The organism is Microbacterium sp., from assembly GCF_041641055.1.
GTDB lineage: Bacteria > Actinomycetota > Actinomycetes > Actinomycetales > Microbacteriaceae > Microbacterium.
The window spans coordinates 1-20,121 of record NZ_JBEPZB010000042.1; the positions used below are offsets into that span (position 1 = coordinate 1).

The window sequence follows — 20,121 nt, forward strand, 5'->3', positions numbered from 1 at the left end:
AACGATCACGGTCAACGGCCGCACGCTCGAGGACTACTTCCCGAACAAGCTGCACCAGCAGCTGATCAACGACCCGTTCACCATCCTCAACCTCGCCGGCGGCTACGACGTCATCGCGCGCATCTCCGGTGGTGGCCCCTCGGGCCAGGCCGGTGCACTGCGTCTCGGTATCGCTCGTTCGCTCAACGGCATCGACGAGGAGAACAACCGTCCGACCCTGAAGAAGGCCGGCTTCCTCTCGCGCGACGCGCGCGTCAAGGAGCGCAAGAAGGCTGGACTCAAGAAGGCCCGCAAGGCGCCTCAGTACTCGAAGCGTTAAGGTCAACCGCTCCGATGCCGATCTTTGGCACGGACGGTGTGCGAGGACTCGCCAATGGCATCCTCACCGCCGACCTGGCGCTCACCCTGGCCCAGGCGACTGCTGTCGTCCTGGGCCAGGGCCGTACTGCGGAGGCACGCAAAGCCGAAGGCAAGCGCCTCACCGCAGTCGTGGCCCGCGACCCCCGGGTCTCCGGTCACTTCCTCACCGCTGCCGTCTCGGCGGGCCTCGCGTCCTCCGGCGTCGACGTGCTCGAGGCCGGGGTCATCCCGACGCCCGCGCTCGCGTTCCTCGTCGGCGACCGTGATGCCGACTTCGGTGTGATGATCTCGGCGTCGCACAACGCGGCGCCGGACAACGGCATCAAGATCTTCGCCCGCGGCGGCGTGAAGCTGCCGGATGTCGTCGAGCAGCGCATCGAAGAGGCGATGGCCGGCGACAAGCTGCGCCCCACCGGTGCAGGCGTCGGCCGTATCGACCGGTTCTCCGACGCCGAGGACCGCTACGTCGTGCATCTGCTCGGCTCGCTGCCGAACCGTCTGGCCGGGATCAAGGTCGTCCTCGACTGCGCTCATGGCGCGGCATCCGGGGTCTCGCCCGAGACTTTCCGTGACGCCGGAGCCGACGTCACGGTGATCGGCGCCGACCCCGACGGCTGGAACATCAACGACGGCGTCGGATCGACGCACCTCGACCAGCTCGCCGAAGCTGTCGTGCGACTCGGAGCGGACATCGGAATCGCCCACGACGGCGACGCCGACCGCTGCCTGGCCGTAGACGCGCAGGGCAAGGTCATCGACGGCGACCAGATCATGGCGATCCTCGCGGTGTCGATGAAGGAACGCGGTCACCTGACCGACGACACGCTCGTCGCCACGGTGATGAGCAACCTCGGACTCCACGTCGCCATGCGCGAGCACGGCATCACCGTGCGTCAGACCGCTGTCGGAGACCGCTACGTCCTCGAGGACATGAACAGGGGCGGCTACGCCCTGGGCGGCGAGCAGTCCGGTCACGTGATCATGAGCGAGTACGCCACCACCGGTGACGGACTCCTCACCGGTCTCCACCTGGTCGCCGAGATGGCTCGCCAGAACAAGTCGATCGCCGAGCTCGCGAGCGTCATGACCGTGTACCCGCAGGTGCTCGTGAACGTCCGTGACGTCGACAAGGACGCGGTCGACGCGGATCCCGGCGTCCAGGCCGCCGTCCGCGAGGTCGAGGCCGAGCTGGGGGAGACCGGGCGTGTGCTGCTGCGCAAGTCCGGCACCGAGCCCCTCGTGCGCGTCATGGTCGAGGCGGCGGACGCCGACTCGGCTCGGGCATACGCCGATCGTCTGGTCGACGTCGTCCGCGAACGCCTCTCACTCTGAACCGTCGAGCGCGCCGCGGGACCGACTGCTGTCAGTCCCGCGGCGCGCTCCAGTTCAGCTGCTCGATGTAGCGGAGCAGCACGCCTTCGCGCAGAGCCCACGGTGACACCTCGAGCTCATCGACGTCGAGTGCGGTCATGGCGGTGTGCAGCGACACGGCAGCGGCGACGATCTGGAACGTGCGGTCGGCGGTGATACCCGGCAGCTCCTGCCGGGCGGACGCGGGAAGGCGTGCGAGTCGCGGGATCCACGACCCGAGCGATGCTCGCGGCAGAACCATCCGCTGGATGCCGGACCATCCCGGCACGGGGTAGCCGGCGAGCCGCGCGAGCGAACGGATCGCCTTCGAGGAGCCGACCGCGTGGTCGGGCCGCGGCAGCGCGGTGAACCGGGGCAGGATCTCCGAGAGCGTCGAGGCGGCATGTGCGCGCAGACGCTCCACATCGTCCTCGCCCGGAGGGTCGTGCGGCAGGAACTGCACCGTCATCCGGCCGGCGCCGAGCGGGACGGATGCCGCGGCATCCGGCAGCTCATCGCCTCCCGCCGCGACCTCGAGCGAGCCTCCGCCGATGTCCAGCAGGAGCAGCTGACCGGCCGACCAGCCGAACCACCGTCGCACGGCGAGGAAGGTCAGTTCCGCCTCCGTCTCGCCGTCGAGCACCTGGAGCGGCTGCCCGAGCGCGGTCTCGATGCGGGCGATCACGTCCGCTCCATTGCGGGCGTCGCGCACGGCGCTCGTCGCGGTGGCCAGCAGCTCGTCGACCTTCTCGGCCTCTGCGACCCTGCGCGCCTGCACGACCGCAGATTCGAGCGCACGCACGCCCTCCTCCGAGATCGCGCCGTCGTCCGTCAGGTACCGCATCAGCCGCAGCACGGTGCGGTCGCTCGTCGTCGCCAGCGGCCGCCCGCCGGGGCGGACGTCTGCAGCAAGCATATGGACGGTGTTCGAACCGATGTCGAGGACTCCCAGGCGCACGGATAGAGACTACTCGCGCGCCGTTACGATGTACTCGTGACCACCGCCGACCCCACGCTGCCGCTGTCTCCGTATCGCGAGATCGGCCGCGATGAATGGGCACGGCTCGCGGCGGGACTCGATCAGCCGCTCACCGAGACCGAGGTCGTGGAGCTGCGGGGCATCGGCGACAGGCTCGACCTCACCGAGGTGCGCGAGGTCTATCTGCCGCTGAGCCGACTGCTCAGCCTGTATGCCACCGCGACCAAGCGGCTGGGCGCGGCGACGAGCTCCTTCCTTCAGGAGGACGACACGACGACGCCGTTCGTGGTGGGAGTCGCCGGCTCTGTGGCGGTCGGGAAGTCGACCATCGCGCGTCTGCTGCGTGAGCTGATGAGCCGCTGGCCGGGCACGCCGCGCGTCGAGCTGGTGACGACCGACGGGTTCCTGTATCCGAACGCCGAGCTCGAGCGTCGGGGGCTCATGGACCGCAAGGGCTTCCCCGAATCCTACGATCGACGCTCCCTGATCGAGTTCCTCACCGAGGTCAAGAGCGGGGCCGCAGAGGTGCGGGCGCCCTTCTATTCGCACATGAGATACGACATCGTCCCGGATGCACATGTGGTGGTGCGGCGGCCTGACGTCGTCATCGTCGAAGGCCTCAACGTCCTCCAGCCGCCGCCCGCGCCCAACGATGTCGCGGTGAGCGACCTCTTCGACTTCTCGATCTTCGTCGACGCCGACACCGCCCACATCGAGAAGTGGTACGTCGACCGGTTCCTCGCCCTCCGTCAGGGAGCGTTCTCGAACCCCTCGTCGTACTTCAACGTCTTCGCCCACCTCACCGACGACGAGGCGATCACGACGGCGCTCGGGTACTGGAACGAGATCAACATGCCGAACCTCGTCGAGAACGTCATGCCGACCAGGCATCGGGCGCGGCTGGTGCTCAACAAGGGCATCGATCACAGCGTCGAGAGCGTGCTGCTGCGCAAGCTCTGAGCGGGCGCGGAGGATTCGTTCGGAACCTTCGCAAAAAGCCAGGCTTACTCTTGACCACATGTGTGGAATCGTCGGATACGTGGGCCCGCGGCCCAGCCAGGACATCCTGCTCGCAGGCCTCGCCCGTCTCGAGTACCGCGGATACGACTCCGCGGGCGTCGCCGTGATCGATGGCGACGGCTCGCTGGGCATGCGCAAGAAGGCGGGCAAGCTCGCCATGCTGCGCGACTCGCTGAAGGATGCCGCCCTCGCTGACGGCAACACCGGCATCGGGCACACCCGCTGGGCGACGCACGGTGGACCCACCGACGAGAACGCGCACCCGCACCTCGCCGATGACGACAAGCTCGCGCTGATCCACAACGGCATCATCGAGAACTTCTCCGCCCTCCGCGAGGAGCTGCTCGCCGACGGCGTCAGCTTCCGCAGCGAGACCGACACCGAGGTCGCAGCGGCACTGCTCGGACGCGAGTACCGCAACAACGGCGGCGACCTGCAGGGGGCGTTCCGCGCGGTCGTGAACCGCCTCGAGGGCGCCTTCACGCTCCTCGCGATGCACCAGGACCACCCCGGCCTGGTCGTCGGAGCCCGTCGCAACTCGCCGCTCGTGATCGGCCTCGGTGAGGGCGAGAACTTCCTCGGCTCCGACGTCGCCGCATTCATCGAGCACACCCGCAAGGCGCTGGCCATCGGCCAGGACCAGATCGTCTCGATCACGCCCGAGTCGGTCACCGTCACCGACTTCGCCGGCACGCCCGTCGAGGCGGAGCCGTTCGACGTGTCGTGGGATGCCGCCGCCGCCGAGAAGGGCGGATGGTCCAGCTTCATGGCCAAGGAGGTCGCCGAGCAGCCCGAAGCGGTCGCGAACACGATCCGCGGCCGGATCCAGGGCGACCAGGTCGTCATCCCCGAGCTCGACGGCATGGACGAGCTCTTCCTCGGCATCAACCGCATCATCATCACCGCCTGCGGCACCGCCGCGTACTCGGCGCTCGTCGGCAAGTACGCCATCGAGCAGTGGGCGCGCATCCCCGTCGATGTGGAGCTCGCTCACGAGTTCCGCTACCGCGACCCGGTGATCGGCGACGACACGCTGGTCGTCTCGATCAGCCAGTCCGGCGAGACCATGGACACCCTGATGGCGGTCAAGTACGCGAGCGAGCGCGGCGCGCGCACGCTCTCGATCTGCAACACCCAGGGTGCGACGATCCCGCGCGAATCGGATGCCGTCGTCTACACGCACGCAGGTCCCGAAGTCGCCGTCGCCTCGACCAAGGCCTTCTCCGCGCAGATCACCGCGCTGCTCCTCCTCGGCCTGCACATGGGTCGCGTACGCGGGTCGGTGGAGGATGCGTCCGTCGACGTCGCCGAGCTCGGCGCGCTGCCCGAGAAGATCGCCAAGGTCCTCGAGGCCGAGCAGGAGCACGTCACACAGCTCGCCGGCTGGATGGCCGACACCCGTTCCGTGCTGTTCCTGGGCCGCCACGTCGGCTTCCCGATCGCACTCGAGGGCGCTCTCAAGCTCAAGGAGATCTCCTACATCCACGCCGAGGGCTTCGCCGCCGGCGAGCTCAAGCACGGTCCGATCGCGCTGATCGAGCCGGGACAGCCCGTGTTCGTGCTGGTGCCTTCCCCCCGTCATTCGGCGCTGGTGCACTCCAAGGTCGTCTCGAACATCCAGGAGATCCGCGCTCGCGGCGCTCGGGTGATCGTCGTGGCCGAAGAGGGCGACGCGGCCGTGCTGCCGTTCGCCGACGAGGTCATCCGCATCCCGCTCGCCGGCGCGATGTTCGAGCCGCTGCTCGCGGTCGTCCCGCTGCAGATCTTCGCGATGGCGCTCGCCACGGCCAAGGGCCTGGATGTCGACCAGCCGCGCAACCTGGCGAAGTCGGTCACGGTCGAGTAGACCTCGCCCGCAGGGTTGCACCTGCAGGTCAGAATCACGGATGCATGCCCGGATCGACGATCCGGGCATGCATCCGTGATTCGAGCATGCATTCGGCATGGCGTCGAGAGGACGGGAAGGGCGCCCGGATGCCGCGACTAGGCTGAACAGGTGATCATCGGGACCGGCATCGACCTCGTGGACATCCCGCGTTTCGAGCGCACCCTCGAACGCACGCCACGTCTCCTGGAGCGGCTCTTCGCGCCGAGCGAGCGCGCGCTGCGGCTGCCCTCACTGGCAGCGCGCTACGCCGCGAAGGAGGCACTGATCAAGACTCTCGGCGGTTCGGACGGCGTGCACTGGATCGAGATCGAGATCGCCTCCGAAGCCTCCGGGCGCCCGCACTTCGTGCTCTCCGGATCCACCGCGCAGGCCGTGGAGGAGCGCGGGATCACCCGACTGCACCTGACCCTCACCCACGACGCAGGACTCGCCGCCGCATTCGTCGTCGCCGAAGGAGAGCCGCTGTGACCGTTCCGTTCCGCGAGGCACGCATCGACCTGGATGCCATCACCGACAACGTCCGCCACTTCCGTCGTCTGACCGGAGTGCAGGTCATCGCCGTCGTCAAGGCGAACGCCTATGGCCATGGCGCGGCCGCGGCCGCCGTCGCCGCACTCGCCGGCGGCGCCACGCGCCTGGGGGTCGCCGAGATCCCGGAGGCACTGGAGCTGCGTCGCCAGGGCATCACGGCGCCGATCCTCGCCTGGCTGCACGCGCCGGGTGAGAGGTTCGAACAGGCCGCAGCCCACGACATCGAGGTGGGGATCTCGTCGTTCGATCAGCTCGAGGCGGCGGGTGCCGTCGCATCCGTGGACCGGCCGGTCGGAGTCCACCTCAAGTTCGAGACCGGCCTGTCGCGCAACGGCATCGCCCCTGCCGACTGGCGCCGCGTGCTCGCCGAGGCCGCGCGACTCGAGCGCATCGGCCGGCTGCGCATCATCGGGCTCTTCAGCCACCTCTCCAACACGTCGCCGCAGGATGATCGGGAGGCCCTCGCGAAGTTCGAGGAGGGCGTCGCTGCCGCTGCATCCTTCGGCATCCAGCCCGAGATCCGGCACATCGCGGCGACGGCGGCCGCGATCGACCTGCCCGAGATGCGCTTGGATGCGGTGCGGATCGGCGTCGGCATCTACGGGCTGTCCCCGTTCGACGACCGGTCGTCGGCCGAGCTCGGACTCCGTCCGGCGATGACCCTCCGCGGGGCCATCGCGGCGGTGCGGCGGGTGCCGGCGGGCGCCGGAGTCTCCTACGGCTACGACCATCGCACCCCTCACGACACCACCCTGGTGCTGGTGCCGCTGGGTTACGCCGACGGGGTGCCCCGACAGGCTTCAGGCCACCTTCCGGTCTCCATCGGAGGGCGCCGCTACACGAACGTGGGACGGATCGCCATGGACCAGTTCGTGGTCGACGTCGGCGATTCGCCGGTCTCGATCGGCGATGAGGTCGTGCTCTTCGGCGACCCGACGCTCGGCGTCCCGTCGGCGGCGGAGTGGGCGAACGCCGCATCGACCATCAACTACGAGATCGTCACGCGCATCGGCCCCCGAGTGTCCCGGAGGTCTGCGTGAGCGTGGATCCCGCCTTCCTCGGACGTGTCGAGATCGCGACGTCGGACGCGATGGAGCAGCTGGGCTTCCGCATCGGCGAGCAGCTCGAGGCGGGTGACCTCCTGATCCTCACCGGTCCTCTCGGTGCCGGCAAGACGACGTTCACGCGCGGCCTCGCGGAGGGGCTCGGAGTGCGGGGGCCCGTGCAGAGTCCGACCTTCGTCATCGCCCGCACGCATCCGTCGCTGGTCGGACGCGCCCCGCTCGTGCATGTCGACGCGTATCGCCTGGGCTCCGAGGCGGAGCTGGACGATCTGGATCTCGACCTCGCCCGTTCGGTCGTCGTGATCGAGTGGGGGCGCGGCATGGCCGAAGCGCTCGCCGAATCCTGGTGGGACATCGAGCTGGAGCGGCCCGTCGGCGGCGACGATGCGTTGGATCCCTCGGAACTGGACGCCGACGCCCCGCGATACGTGACGATCACGCGCGGCGGACGCTCAGCGATCCCCGGCTGAACCACGACTACCCTGGAGAGGTGATCCTCGCCGTCGACACCTCCCTGGGCACCGCCGTCGCCCTCATCGACGCCGACGGCAGCCGGCGCGCCGACGTGTCGGCCGCAGATCCTCTCGGACACGCGGAGGTCATCGGCGAACTGCTCGCACGAGCTCTCGACGACGCAGGCACCGATCCGATCGCGCACGTGGTCGCCGGCATGGGTCCCGGTCCCTTCACCGGGCTCCGCATCGGCATCGCCGCTGCTCGCGCGTTCGCCCGCGGCCGCGGCATCCCCGTGGTTCCGGTGCCGAGTCACCATGCCGCAGCCCTGACCGCGATCGAACGCGACTCCGTGACCGGTCCTTTTGCGATCGTGACGGACGCCCGGCGGCGCGAGGTCGCCATCACGGTGTTCGACGGAGTGGATGCCGACGGCATCCCGCTCGTGCGCGACGACACCGTGCTGGTGCCGCGTGTCGAGTCCGACGAGCATCTCGCCGGAATCCTCCGTATCGAGGCGGACACGCTCTCCGCGGTCGACCTCGCCAGGGTGGGCGCACGGGCGATCGCCGCCGGGCGCATCGTCGCCGGTGAGGAGCCGCTGTACCTCCGCCACCCGGACGTCACGGTGCCAGGGGCACCGAAGAAGGTGGGGCGATGACACTGCGCGCAGCCACACCGGCTGATCTCGATGCGATCATGGCGATCGAACGCCGCTCCTTCCCGACCGATGCCTGGAGTTCGGAGGCGATGGCGCTCGAGCTCTCCAGCCCGCACGGTCGGTACCTCGTCGACGAGCACGAGGGCGCGATCATCGGCTACGGCGGCGTCCGCGCCTTGCAGGGCAGCGGCGACGCCGACATCCAGACCATCGCGTTCGACGCCGAGCACCGCGGTGCGGGACGGGGACGCGCACTGCTGCGTGCTCTGCTCGATGCGGCCGTGGAGCGCGGGGCGCGAGAGGTCTTCCTCGAGGTGCGCGCCGACAACCCGAGCGCCGAGGGACTCTACCGGTCGGAGGGCTTCGAGGAGACCGCCCGCCGTCCGAGGTACTACCAGCCGGATGACGTGGATGCGATCGTGATGCGCCTCGCGCTGCAGCAGCCCCGTGCTGCCCACCGCGATGAGGCGGCGGCCGATGCCGTGAAGGAGACGAGCGCATGAGCGAGCCGCTGGTGCTGGGCATCGAGACCAGCTGCGATGAGACGGGTATCGGGATCGTCCGTGGACGCACCCTGCTGTCGAACACGATCGCGTCGAGCATGGACGAGCACGCCCGCTACGGCGGCGTCGTGCCGGAGGTCGCTGCCCGAGCACATCTCGAAGCGCTGCAGCCGTCGATCGACGCGGCGCTCGTCGAGGCCGGAGTGCGACTCGAGGACCTGGATGCCGTGGCGGTGACGAGCGGCCCCGGGCTCGCCGGTGCGCTCATGGTCGGCGTCGGTGCGGCGAAGGGGCTCGCGATCGCCCTCGACAAGCCGCTCTACGCGGTCAACCATCTGGTCGGCCACATCGCCGCCGACATCCTCACCCCCGAATCCGAGCCGCTGGAGTATCCGACGATCGCGCTGCTCGTCTCCGGTGGGCACACCTCGCTCCTGCACGTGCGCGACCTGACGACCGACGTGGAGATGCTGGGCGAGACGATGGATGACGCGGCGGGGGAGGCGTTCGACAAGGTCGCCCGCCTGCTGTCGCTGCCCTACCCCGGCGGCCCCGAGATCGATCGAGCGGCGCTCGACGGCGACCCGACGGCGATCCGGTTCCCGCGCGGCCTCTCGCGAGCCTCCGATCTCGCGAAGCACCGCTACGATTTCTCCTTCTCGGGACTGAAGACGGCCGTCGCCCGCTGGGTGGAGCGCTGCGAGGCCGACGGCGTGCCGGTGCCGGTCGCCGACGTGGCCGCGAGTTTCCGTGAAGCCGTCGTCGACGTGCTGGTCACGAAGGCCCTCGCCGCCTGCGCCGACCTCGGCGTGCCGCGCCTGCTGCTCGGCGGCGGCGTGATCGCCAACCGCCGACTGCGTGAGGTGGCGCTCGCGCGCGCGGAGGCGGCAGGCGTGACCGTGCGCATCCCGCCGCTGTCGCTGTGCACCGACAACGGCGCCATGATCGCCGCGCTCGCCGCCGAGCTGATCTCCTCGGGTCGCGCTCCGTCGACCCTGGCCTTCGGCGCCGACTCCACGCTGCCGGTCACCGAGATTCAGGTCGACGAGCGCGTCGCGGTGCAGTGATGAGCGATACGTCTCGCACGTCAGGATCGGCGGGGGCAGACCCCGGTGCGGGAGCCGCAGCGCCCACCCCGCGTGCGAGCGTTGAGGGGCCCAGCGGCGAGGTCGAGCGACCCGTGGGTCCGGCGCGTCTCCCCGGCGCGCGCCGCGAGGGCTACTCGAAGCTGCCGACCGGTCCGGTGAGCGTCGAGCCGATCGTCGTGACCGGTCCGGTGATCGACGCTCCCGAGAGGGACGACGACTGGGAGCCGTCGGCGGCGTCCGGTGTCGATGACACCCGGCTCGCGCCGTGGGCGCTGATGGCCGCGATCGTCGCGCTGGTAGCCTCGTTCTTCGTCGGGTGGGGCATCCCCGTCGCGGTGGTGGCGGTGATCGCCTCGATCATGTCGCTGCGTCGTCCCGTGGAGAGCCGGGCGATCGCGCGCTGGGCGCTGGTACTCGGACTCTGCGCGACCGTGTACAGCCTCGGGTGGCTGGTCTGGGCCGGGATGCAGTTCGAGAGGCTCGGATAGCGGATGCTCGATGTCGAGCACGCTGGCGGCGTTGCCACCCGGTACGAGTACCGCTTCGGCTACGGTCAGCAGTATCTGACCGTGACGAAGGGCGAGGCGGACGACGATGCTGCAGGAGAGTGATGCCGCCGAGCTGCGCGCCCTGCAGGCGAAGGCGTACGGGCGCGACGGAGGGCTGACCGAGGCGGATGCCGCGCGGCTGCGCGAGCTGGAAGGCTCTCGTGCCGAGTCGGAGGCAGCATCTCCGATGGAGGTCGCTCCGATCGAGGGCCTGGCGGACGATGCTCCGGTCGGGGAGTCCCGCGACGTCTCCCGGCCGGCGGACGTGTCGGCGACGGAGATCCTGGAGGAGACCGAGGGCCGGGGATCCGCCCGACAGGACCGAAGCGAGGACGACGCCCCGCTCCCATCGCGAACGGCTGCCGGACTGCGGCAGACGCTGCGTCGGCACTGGAAACCGGTGGCCGCGGCATCCGTCGCTCTCCTCGTCATCGGCGTGGCGGCCGGGTGGGCGCTGTTCGGTCGCGACGACGCTGTAGCGCTCACTCCCGAGCAGCAGGAGCGCCGGGCCGAGCTGCAGGTCGAGGGGAAGTACGATCCGGGCAGCGTACGCGCGATCGGACAGGATGACGACATCATCGTCTGGTTCGCGACGAAGGACGACGGGGAGATGGTGTGCGTCACCATCGACACGGCGGAGGATTCCGCACGTCAGTGCCAGCGGGCCGAAGAGTTCGAGAGCGGAGCCGGAGCCGGGGTGAGCATCACGGCGGCGGCGGACGGCGAGGATGCGCCGCAGCAGATCTGGGCATCGGCCACGAGGACGATGAACGGGGAGATCGTCGCGTTCATCCAGCGCTGGGACAACACCCAGGAGGACTGGCTGGCGCAGTTCCAGGGGGAAGAGCGCGAGAGCGCCGAGGCCCTGGTCGCGCAGGGATTCGAGGAGTACTCGTTCTCGGTGATCGGATACTTCGGGGACGCCCCGGTGTGGTCGGCGCAGCGTCTCGTCGATGGTGCGCCGCAGGACTGCCTGGTCGTCGATGCGGTCGACGCCCTCGAATGCACCGAGGCAGGACAGACCCAGGCGCCGGGCCACGAGCTGGAGGTCTCGGGCGTCACGGTCGACAACGCCACAGGGGCGAGCAGCTCCTGGAGCGTGACGCTCGCCTACACGCCGACCGGCACGTCATACCTCATCGTCTCCGGCGAGGCGCCGGCCGCCGAGGCGACCGTCAAGCCCGGCGATACGTTCGAGGTCGGCGGCGAGAAGCAGGACCCGATCCAGGTCGAGGTCCCCTCCGACGACCCCGCAGGCTAGCGTCGCCCGTCGGCACCGACGCTACTCCGGCGCCGGCACCCGGTCCGCGAGGATGGCCCGCCGCTGATCGCCGATCCGGGTGAGGATCAGCGTGGCCGCCTGGTCTCCCCGCAGCGTCAGCTTCTTGCGGAAGGCGGCGGGGTCGATGTCCATGCCGCGCTTCTTGATCTCGAGCGTGCCGATGCCGTGTGCCTTGAGCACAGCGCTGATGGCCTTCGGGTTGGCCGGCATCGTCTCGCGCACCCGGAACGACTGCACGAAGGGGCTCGTGAGCGCAGCATCGGACGTGAGGTACGCGATGCGCTCATCGAGCATCCCGGCATCCAGTGTCCGAGCGACGTCGCCGATCAGACGGGCGCGGATCACCGCGCCGTCCGGTTCGTGGACGAACGCGCCGAGGTCGCGGACGGGAGCGTCGTCGGCATCCGCTCCGGCGGTCAGCTCGTGCGAACGCTCGCCGCGGACCACGAGCGCGGCACGACGCACTCCGTCGCGGGCGAGGGAGCCGGTCCAGACGACGAGCTCGACGACACTGCCGTCGGCACTGACCCACTGCGCCTCGGCGTCGGCGGGCAGGGCATCCCGGTCGTGCCCCGGGCCCAGCTTGATCCCCGCGGGGATCCGGGATGCCACCTCGAACGCCCAGTCCAGCGGCGGCGAGTAGTCCGCCGATGACACGCGCCTGGTCTCGCTGTGGCCGGACGTGCGGCGGGCGGGGTCCATCCAGATCGCCTGCGTGGCGACGCCGCCTGCGGGAACGTGGTCCTCGGCCGTTCCGTGCAGGACGGTCGCATCCTCGCCGAACGGCGCCAGGTTGTAGGCGGCGATGGCCGCGGTGACCTCGTCGGCGTCGACTGCGAGCACGTCGAGTCCTGCGCCGGCGAACGCGAGGGAGTCGCCGCCGATCCCGCAGCCGAGGTCGGCGATGCGGGTGATGCCCGCCTGCCGGAATCGCTGGGCGTGGCGCGCGGCGACACCCAGCCGGGTCGCCTGCTCGAGCCCGGCGCGGGTGAAGAGCATCCGCGCGGCGAAGTCGCCGAACTTGCCGCTGGCCTTCGCTCGCAGGCGTGCCTGGCCCACGACGGCCGAGACGAGGTCGGGGGAGTGGCCGGCCGCCCGCAGCCGCGATACGGCACGGGCGACGTCGCCGACCTGTTCGACGGGACCGAGGCTGTCGAGCAGCTCCAGCCCCTCAGGGGTGAGCAGGGCGCGCAGCTCGGAGATCTCCACGTCTCCAGCTTAGGCCGCGGCCCTTCCCTGCCCATTGGCACTCGCATTGCATGAGTGCCAGCGGAACGCCTAGACTGGATTAGCACTCTCGGGTTGAGAGTGCGAAAAGTCTTCCTGTCAGCGTCAAGAAAGAAGAGGTAGACCGTGTCGGTTTCCATCAAGCCGCTCGAGGACCGCCGCGAGTGGCCTGGTCATCCCCGACACCGCCAAGGAGAAGCCCCAGGAGGGCGAGGTCGTGGCCGTGGGCCCCGGCCGCATCGATGACAACGGCAACCGCGTTCCGCTCGACGTCGCCGTCGGCGACCGCGTGCTGTACAGCAAGTACGGCGGCACCGAGGTGAAGTTCGGCGCAGACGAGTTCCTCGTCCTGTCGGCTCGCGACGTGCTCGCAGTCGTCGTCCGCTGAGACAACGTCTTCGGAAGGGCCCGGATGCATCTGCATCCGGGCCCTTCCTCTGTTCTCGCAACCCCTTCTCTCCCAGGTGGGGCAGCGTCGTTTCTCCCAGGTAGGGTTGTGCGGTGCCCCTGACGACCGCCTCCGCCCGCGCCACTCAGACCGCGGGGGTCGCATACGCCGGAGGCGCCTACCTGCTGTGGGGCGTCCTGCCCCTTTACTTCCTGCTTCTCGCGCCGACAGGCCCCTGGGAGGTCGTCGCCTGGCGCGTGCTGCTGTCCCTCGCCTTCTGCCTGATCCTGCTCACGGTGACCCGCGGATGGTCCGCTTTCGGGGCGATCATCCGACAGCCGAAGCTGCTCGGGTGGACCGCGCTGGCCGGCATCCTGATCTACGTCAACTGGCAGGTCTTCCTCATCGGCACGCTCACGGGGCACGTGGTCGAGACGAGCCTTGGTTACTTCATCAACCCGATCGCCACGGTGCTGCTCGGCGTCTTCGTGTTGAAGGAGCGGATCCGCCGACTGCAGTGGGCCGCGATCGCGATCGCGGCGGTGGCCGTGATCGTCATCGTGCTCTTCCACGGGTCGTTCCCGTGGATCGCGCTGAGCCTCACCGCCTCGTTCGGCGTCTACGGGTTGATCAAGAAGAAGATCGGACCCGCGGTCGACGCGGTCAGCGGTCTGACGCTCGAGTCCTTCTGGCTGATCCCGATCGCGGTCGTCCAGCTGATCCTCGTCGCCACGACCACCGGGATCACGATGGGCGCGAACGGGCCCTGGCACGCCGCGCTGCTCGCCTTCGCGGGCATAGCGACCGCGGTCCCTCTGCTGCTCTTCGCCGCAGGGACGCGACGGATCGACCTCACCATCGTCGGGATGATCCAGTTCATCACCCCGATCATGCAGTTCATCATCGGCGCGGCCGTGCTCGGCGAGCCGATGCCGGTCGAGCGGTGGGCGGGGTTCATCATCGTCTGGATCGCGATCCTGGTGTTCGTGATCGACCTGGTGCTCGCCGCACGGCGCGGGCGCCGCAGCGCGCAGCCCGAACCGGTCTGAGCCCGCGGCTCAGGCCGCGGGAAACTCGGTGTCGGATCGTTAACGCACCGAAACATCGACGACCCCTATGCGAAGCCTTTCGGTCCTAGTGTTAGAGCACCCGACCGTGGTCACAATCCACGGCCAGTCACGCAAGGGAGCATCATGACCGCATTCACGCGCTCGCGCAGCGCCAAGATTCTCGCCGGAGTCGCGCTGCTGAGCGCCTCGGCGATCGTCGTCGCAGGCTGCACCAGCACGCCCTCGGATGAGCCGTCCGGCGACGGCGGAAAGCCGGCCGCCGACCTCACCCTCGAGCTCGGGTCGCTGCTGCCGCAGACCGGTTCGCTGTCGTTCCTCGGCCCGCCCATGGAATCGGGCGTCGGCCTGGCCGTCAAGGAGGTCAACGATGCCGATGCCGGTGTCACGATCAACCTGACCGCCGAAGACGAGGGCGACACCGACACCAAGGCGTACGAGACCTCGATCACCAAGCTCCAGGGCGCAGGCGTCACCGCCATCGTCGGTGCTGCGGCCTCCGGCGTCTCCCGCCTGATCCTCGACGGCAACGTCAGCGCCGGCATCCTGCAGATCTCCGCGTCGAACACCGGCCCCGACTTCACGGACTGGGACGACAACGGCCTCTACTTCCGCACCGCTCCGAGCGACCTGCTCCAGGGCGAGGTGCTCGGCAACCTGATCGCCGAGGACGGACACAAGACCCTCGGCGTCATCTACCAGAACGACGCATACGGCACGGGTCTCTTCGAGAACATCAAGTCGACGTTCGAGGGTGCCGGTGGCGAGGTCGTCGCCGATGCGTCCTACAACGTCGGTGACGGTCAGTTCGACGCTCAGGTCGAGACCATCAAGGCGCAGAACCCCGACGCCGTCGCGATCGTGTCGTTCGACCAGTTCAAGACGATCGCCCCGCTGCTCGTGAACGCGGGCATCACGCCGGACAAGTTCTACCTCGTCGACGGAAACCTGTCGGACTACGGTTCGTCGCCCGACACGAACTTCCCGTTCTCGCTCGAGGGCGCGCAGGGCACGAAGCCCGGCCCGGCGCTCGAGGACGACTTCACCGACCGCCTCCAGGAGTTCTGGACGGGTGAGGGCAACGCCGAGGTCAACGACTTCACGTACGCGGCCGAGGCCTACGACGCCGTCGTGCTCGTCGCTCTCGCATCGCTCGCAGCCGGCTCGACCGAGGGTGCGGACATCGCGGAGAAGATGGCCGAGGTCTCCGGTGGCAGCGGCGACGGTGAGAAGTGCACCAGCTTCGAGGACTGCGCCAAGATCATCAACGACGGCGGCACCGCCGACTACGACGGCTACTCCGGCGAGGTCACGTTCGACGAGAACGGCGACCCGCAGGGCGCCTCGATCGGCACGTACGAGTACAGCGCCGACAACCTGATCTCCCGCACCAACTGATCACGAGCGAAGGCCCCGGATGCTGCATCCGGGGCCTTCGTCGTGTCCGAGCCAGGGGATCGTACAGGACCAGGGATCGTGCAGGACTCGCGAGAACGAGAGAGGGGCGGATGCCGCAGCATCCGCCCCTCTTTCGTGTCAGCCGTGTCAGGCGGCGTCCGTGCCGAGCGTTCCGAGGTACAGGCCGATGACCTTCGGGTCATTGAGCAGGTCGCGTCCGGTGCCCTCGTACGCGTCCTTGCCCTGATCGAGCACGTAGCCGCGGTCGCAGATCTGCAGGCAGCGACGGGCGTTCTGCTCGACCATGATGGTCGTGACGCCGGCCTTGTTGATGTCGGAGACGCGGATGAACGCGTCGTCCTGGCGCACAGGGGAGAGCCCGGCGGACGGCTCGTCGAGGAGCAGCACCGAGGGGTCCATCATCAGGGCCCTGGACATCGCCACCATCTGGCGTTCACCACCGGAGAGCGAGCCTGCGCGCTGCTTGAGGCGCTTGCCCAGCTCGGCGAAGATGCCCGTCACGAACTCGAGGCGCTCGTCGTAGATCTTCGGGTTCTGGTAGAGCCCCATCTGCAGGTTCTCCTCGATGGAGAGCGAGGGGAAGACGTTGTTCGTCTGGGGCACGAAGGCGACGCCGCGCTTGACGAGCTTGTCGGCCTTCAGGCCCACGATGCTCTCGCCCTTCACCGTGATGTCGCCGCTGCGCACGTTGACCATTCCGAAGATCGCCTTCAGCAGCGTCGACTTGCCGGCACCGTTCGGCCCGATGATGCCGATCAGCTCGCCCTGCCGCGCGACCAGGTTCGCGCCGTTGAGGATGTTCACCCCCGGCAGGTACCCGGCATGCACGTCCTTCAGCTCGACGATGATGTCATCGGCTGCCGGCGACGTGCCTGAGGTGTCCGCGCTCATGCGTTGCCCTTCTGGTCCTGGTCGAGGGTGCTCGTCGCTTCGAGCTCCGCTTCGGCCTCTGCTTCGATCTGCTCGCGGAGCCTGGCGGCCGCCGCGCTCTCGATGACCGGGATGCGGCCGGTGACCGCGCCGAGGTCGAGGTCCTGGTGGGCGCCGAGGTAGGCATCGACGACCGCCGGGTCCTCCATGACCTCCTCGGGGGGTCCCTCCGCGACGACACGTCCCTCGGCCATGACGACCACCCAGTCCGCGATGTGGCGGACCATGTGCATGTCGTGCTCGACGAACAGCACCGTCATCCCGAGCCCCTTGAGGTCGAGGATGTGGTCGAGGAGCGACTGCGTGAGCGCAGGGTTGACGCCGGCCATCGGCTCGTCGAGCATCACCAGGGTCGGGTCGCTCATCAGCGCTCGCGCCATCTCGAGGAGCTTGCGCTGCCCGCCGGAGAGCGAGGCCGCGAAGTCCTTCTCCTTCGCGTCGAGCTTGAACCGGGTGAGGAGCTCACGCGCCTTCACCTCGATCTCCTGGTCCTGCTTGCGCCACAGGAACGGGAACAGGCTCGACCAGAAGCCTTCGCCGCGCTGGCCGGGAGCACCGAGTTTCATGTTCTCGAGCACCGTGAGCAGCGACAGCGACTTCGTCAGCTGGAAGGTGCGCACCTGCCCCATGCGGGCGACCTTGAAGGACGGCACGCCCGAGAGGCTGGTGCCGTCGAACGACCAGGTGCCGCTGTTCGGCTTGTCGAAACCGCAGAGCAGGTTGAACAGCGTGGTCTTGCCCGCGCCGTTCGGCCCGATCAGGGCGGTGATCGCACCACGCGGGATCTCGAGGTGATCGACGTCGACGGCAGTCAGGCCGCCGAAGCGCCGCTGCACGGCGTCGACGACGAGGATGGGGTCGACCTTCGGCACGCCGGGGGCGGCCGGCCCCGTGGTGAGACCGGTGGTCTTCGGACGTCGGATGCTCCCCGTGGTGGGCGCCGCCTGGGCGCTCTCGTCGGGGGTCAGTTCATTTGACAAAGGTCATCTCCCTCTTGTCTCCGAGAATGCCCTGAGGTCGGAAGATCACGAGCAGCATCAGGGCGATGCCGACGAAGATGAACACGAGCGTCGATGCCTGGCTGTCGGACATCGGCAGCAGACCGGCCTTCGCCATCGACGGCAGCAGGTTCGCCATGAAGGCGAAGACGACCCAGAAGAGGATCGCACCCAGCGTGGGGCCGAAGACCGTGGCAGCGCCGCCCAGGAGCAGCACCGTCCACAGGAAGAAGGTCAGCGAGGTCGTGTAGCTGCCCGGGACGACGGCGGAGGGGAGGACGAACACGATCCCTCCCGCCGCGCCGATGACGCCTCCGACGATGAGCGCCTGCATCTTGTACGCGAAGACGTTCTTGCCGAGCGAGCGCACGGCGTCCTCGTCCTCTCGGATGCCCTTGAGCACGCGGCCCCAGGGGCTGCGCATGAGCGACCAGACCAGCAGCACGGCGACGACGAGGACGAGGAGACCGAACACGCGGTTCCACAGGTCGTTCGCGCTGTAGGTCCAGGGACCGAACCCGTAGGTGCCCTGCGGGAACGGGTTGGCGTCGCGGAAGCCGCCGTTGAACTGCGCGAGCCCGTCGGCGGAGTTCGTGTACTCGTCGAAGATCTGCGTCGTGAAGAGCAGGCGCACGATCTCACCTGCGGCGATCGTGGCGATGGCGAGGTAGTCGGCGCGCAGCCGCAGGGTCGGGATGCCGAGGAGCACGGCGAAGAACGCGCCGCCGAGGAGGCCGATCAGCATGCCGATCCACCAGGGGAGCCCGAAGGTCAGCACCGAGATCGCATACCCGTATCCGCCGATCGCCATGAAGGCGGCCATTCCGAAGTTGAGCAGTCCCGCGTAGCCGAAGTGCACGGCCAGTCCCGTCGCCGCCAGCGCGTAGGCCAGGGTGACCGGGCTGAAGAGATAGGTGGCCGTATTGGAGAAGATGCTTCCGAAGTCCATGGCGATCAGCCCAACCTTTCCCTGCGTCCCAGCAGGCCCTGCGGTCTGACGAGGAGGATCACGATGAGCACGACCAGCGCGCTCGCATACTTCAGATCGGACGGGATCCACAGCGTCGAGACCTCGACCGCGATGCCGACGATGAGGGAGCCGACCAGGGCGCCGAACGCGGTGCCGAGACCGCCGAGCGTGATGGCGGCGAAGATGAGCAGCAGCATCTGCATGCCCATGTCCCACTTGACGCCAGGGCGGAAGTACGCCCAGAGGATGCCCGAGATCGCGGCGAGGGTGCCGGAGAGGATCCACACGTAGCGGACGACCTTGTCGACGTCGATGCCGGATGCCGCGGCGAGCTGCGGGTTGTCCGAGATCGCTCGAGTGGCCTTGCCGATGCGGGTGCGGGTGAGGAAGAACGCGACGCCGAGGATCACCACGACGCTCACGACGATGCCGATCAGGTCGATGTAGGAGAGCGAGATCGGGCCGAATCGGAAGGGCTCCGGGCTCGCGCCAGGCAGCTGACGCGTGCCACCGCCGATCAGGTACTGGAACGCGTAGCGCAGGGCGAGCGAGAGTCCGATGCTGACGATCATCAGCTGGACGACTCCGAGACCGCGTCGCCGGAGCGGCCGCCAGATCCCGGCATCCAGGGCCCAGCCGAACAGACCACCGCCGATCACGGCGGCCACGATTCCGAGCCACAGCGGCAGATGCCAGAAGCTCGTCGTCACCAGGGCGACCAGGCCGCCCCAGGTGACCATCTCGGCGTGCGCGAAGTTCGACAGGCGCGTGGTGCCGTAGATGAGCGCCGCGCCCATCGAGGCGAGCGCCAGCAGCAGGCCGAAGTTGAGCCCACCCACCAGGCGAGACAGCAGCTGGTCGATGAAGGAGGTCGTCAGGCGCTCGCCCTCACCGAGGAAGAGGTTCATGATCTTCGTGCCGGTGAGGCCGAACTCCACCTCGAACGACGCCGTGGTCCCGGCGATCGGCTGCGTGCCCTCCGGCAGCAGGGCCGGATCGACGATCACGCCCTCGGGGAGGGTCTCCTCGTCGACGGTGAGCGTGTAGGTCTCCTTCTCGGGGACGTACAGGCGCCACTTGCCCTCGGCATCCGTCTCGGTGTCGCCCTCGAAGCCGTTGCCCTTGATGGACATCACGACGCCTTCGACCGGGTCGTCATCGAAGGTGATGACGCCGGCGAAGTAGAACTCGGTGATCTCCTGGCCGTCGTCCGTCTCTTCGGCGGAGGCCGCTGCCGGGGGCTGCAACCACAGGAAAGCGATGGCGAGCAGCGACGCGAGCAGGATGATGACCCACCGCATTCCGCTTCGATTCGCCGAGATCGTCGGACGCACAGAACCTCCAGCCCAGTACACAGGCCATGACGGAGTTGTTCATCGGCCCTGATGTACGACG

Annotated in this window: 20 protein-coding genes and 1 pseudogene; 15 read left to right on the forward strand and 6 right to left on the reverse strand. The window is 68.8% G+C overall.

Features of this window, described 5'->3' with window-relative positions; translation table 11 throughout:
* Both rpsI and glmM read left to right on the forward strand, forming a co-directional pair.
* A partial coding sequence (rpsI, locus tag ACESK8_RS16760) for a 30S ribosomal protein S9 (RefSeq protein WP_372969650.1) occupies window positions 1-319 on the forward strand: 319 nt, incomplete at its 5' end.
* A gap of 14 nt (window positions 320-333) precedes the next feature.
* Complete coding sequence (gene glmM, locus ACESK8_RS16765) at window positions 334-1,692, forward strand: phosphoglucosamine mutase (protein WP_372969651.1); 1,359 nt, start codon at window positions 334-336, stop codon at window positions 1,690-1,692.
* A gap of 31 nt (window positions 1,693-1,723) precedes the next feature.
* Here glmM and ACESK8_RS16770 read toward each other — a convergent pair whose 3' ends face one another.
* Window positions 1,724-2,668 carry a Ppx/GppA phosphatase family protein gene (locus tag ACESK8_RS16770; RefSeq protein WP_372969652.1) on the reverse strand — a complete coding sequence of 315 codons (945 nt, stop codon included), beginning with the start codon at window positions 2,666-2,668 and terminating at the stop codon, window positions 1,724-1,726.
* Window positions 2,669-2,704: 36 nt separating this feature from the next.
* On the opposite strand from ACESK8_RS16770, the gene coaA reads away from it, so the two are divergent.
* The 10 genes from coaA (at window position 2,705) to ACESK8_RS16820 (ending at window position 11,706) form a co-directional block, all read left to right on the forward strand.
* Window positions 2,705-3,649 (forward strand): type I pantothenate kinase, encoded by a 945-nt coding sequence (gene coaA / locus ACESK8_RS16775; protein ID WP_060927486.1) that lies wholly within the window; start codon window positions 2,705-2,707, stop codon window positions 3,647-3,649.
* Window positions 3,650-3,707: 58 nt separating this feature from the next.
* Entirely contained in the window at window positions 3,708-5,555 is a 1,848-nt protein-coding gene (gene glmS / locus ACESK8_RS16780; RefSeq protein ID WP_372969653.1) for a glutamine--fructose-6-phosphate transaminase (isomerizing), read from the forward strand.
* A gap of 150 nt (window positions 5,556-5,705) precedes the next feature.
* Window positions 5,706-6,065 (forward strand): holo-ACP synthase, encoded by a 360-nt coding sequence (locus ACESK8_RS16785; RefSeq protein WP_060927483.1) that lies wholly within the window; start codon window positions 5,706-5,708, stop codon window positions 6,063-6,065.
* Window positions 6,062-7,168, forward strand: coding sequence for an alanine racemase (alr, locus tag ACESK8_RS16790; protein WP_372969654.1), 1,107 nt, complete (start codon window positions 6,062-6,064; stop codon window positions 7,166-7,168). Before ACESK8_RS16785 ends, alr begins: the two co-directional genes overlap by 4 nt.
* Window positions 7,165-7,662 (forward strand): tRNA (adenosine(37)-N6)-threonylcarbamoyltransferase complex ATPase subunit type 1 TsaE, encoded by a 498-nt coding sequence (tsaE, locus tag ACESK8_RS16795; protein WP_372969655.1) that lies wholly within the window; start codon window positions 7,165-7,167, stop codon window positions 7,660-7,662. Before alr ends, tsaE begins: the two co-directional genes overlap by 4 nt.
* Window positions 7,663-7,682: 20 nt before the next feature.
* Window positions 7,683-8,306, forward strand: coding sequence for a tRNA (adenosine(37)-N6)-threonylcarbamoyltransferase complex dimerization subunit type 1 TsaB (tsaB, locus tag ACESK8_RS16800; protein ID WP_372969656.1), 624 nt, complete (start codon window positions 7,683-7,685; stop codon window positions 8,304-8,306).
* Window positions 8,303-8,809 carry a ribosomal protein S18-alanine N-acetyltransferase gene (rimI, locus tag ACESK8_RS16805; protein WP_372969657.1) on the forward strand — a complete coding sequence of 169 codons (507 nt, stop codon included), beginning with the start codon at window positions 8,303-8,305 and terminating at the stop codon, window positions 8,807-8,809. Before tsaB ends, rimI begins: the two co-directional genes overlap by 4 nt.
* On the forward strand, window positions 8,806-9,876 hold the full coding sequence (tsaD, locus tag ACESK8_RS16810) for a tRNA (adenosine(37)-N6)-threonylcarbamoyltransferase complex transferase subunit TsaD (protein WP_372969658.1): 1,071 nt from the start codon (window positions 8,806-8,808) through the stop codon (window positions 9,874-9,876). Before rimI ends, tsaD begins: the two co-directional genes overlap by 4 nt.
* A complete protein-coding gene (locus ACESK8_RS16815; RefSeq protein ID WP_372969659.1) occupies window positions 9,876-10,385 on the forward strand; it encodes a hypothetical protein in 510 nt (169 codons plus the stop codon). The genes tsaD and ACESK8_RS16815 overlap by 1 nt, the downstream gene beginning before the upstream one ends.
* 106 nt (window positions 10,386-10,491) lie before the next feature.
* Window positions 10,492-11,706, forward strand: coding sequence for a hypothetical protein (locus ACESK8_RS16820; protein WP_372969660.1), 1,215 nt, complete (start codon window positions 10,492-10,494; stop codon window positions 11,704-11,706).
* Window positions 11,707-11,727: 21 nt separating this feature from the next.
* Here ACESK8_RS16820 and ACESK8_RS16825 read toward each other — a convergent pair whose 3' ends face one another.
* Complete coding sequence (locus tag ACESK8_RS16825) at window positions 11,728-12,936, reverse strand: SAM-dependent methyltransferase (protein WP_372969661.1); 1,209 nt, start codon at window positions 12,934-12,936, stop codon at window positions 11,728-11,730.
* A 144-nt stretch (window positions 12,937-13,080) separates the two neighbouring features.
* Between ACESK8_RS16825 and groES the strand changes: the two are divergent.
* From groES to ACESK8_RS16840, 3 genes and pseudogenes are all read left to right on the forward strand, one after another.
* A pseudogene (groES, locus tag ACESK8_RS16830) lies at window positions 13,081-13,342 on the forward strand (co-chaperone GroES).
* A gap of 119 nt (window positions 13,343-13,461) precedes the next feature.
* On the forward strand, window positions 13,462-14,391 hold the full coding sequence (gene rarD / locus ACESK8_RS16835; protein WP_372969664.1) for an EamA family transporter RarD: 930 nt from the start codon (window positions 13,462-13,464) through the stop codon (window positions 14,389-14,391).
* Window positions 14,392-14,535: 144 nt separating this feature from the next.
* Window positions 14,536-15,807 (forward strand): ABC transporter substrate-binding protein, encoded by a 1,272-nt coding sequence (locus tag ACESK8_RS16840; RefSeq protein WP_060927047.1) that lies wholly within the window; start codon window positions 14,536-14,538, stop codon window positions 15,805-15,807.
* A gap of 147 nt (window positions 15,808-15,954) precedes the next feature.
* On the opposite strand, the gene ACESK8_RS16845 is transcribed toward ACESK8_RS16840, so the two are convergent.
* From ACESK8_RS16845 to ACESK8_RS16860, 4 genes are read right to left on the reverse strand one after another with little or no spacing between them, the layout of a single operon-like run.
* On the reverse strand, window positions 15,955-16,719 hold the full coding sequence (locus tag ACESK8_RS16845; RefSeq protein WP_372969662.1) for an ABC transporter ATP-binding protein: 765 nt from the start codon (window positions 16,717-16,719) through the stop codon (window positions 15,955-15,957).
* Complete coding sequence (locus tag ACESK8_RS16850; RefSeq protein ID WP_372969665.1) at window positions 16,716-17,681, reverse strand: ABC transporter ATP-binding protein; 966 nt, start codon at window positions 17,679-17,681, stop codon at window positions 16,716-16,718. Before ACESK8_RS16850 ends, ACESK8_RS16845 begins: the two co-directional genes overlap by 4 nt.
* Window positions 17,682-17,727: 46 nt before the next feature.
* Entirely contained in the window at window positions 17,728-18,705 is a 978-nt protein-coding gene (locus tag ACESK8_RS16855; protein WP_060927045.1) for a branched-chain amino acid ABC transporter permease, read from the reverse strand.
* Window positions 18,706-18,710: 5 nt separating this feature from the next.
* Complete coding sequence (locus ACESK8_RS16860) at window positions 18,711-20,027, reverse strand: branched-chain amino acid ABC transporter permease (RefSeq protein ID WP_372969663.1); 1,317 nt, start codon at window positions 20,025-20,027, stop codon at window positions 18,711-18,713.
* Between the last annotated feature and the right edge of the window lie 94 nt (window positions 20,028-20,121).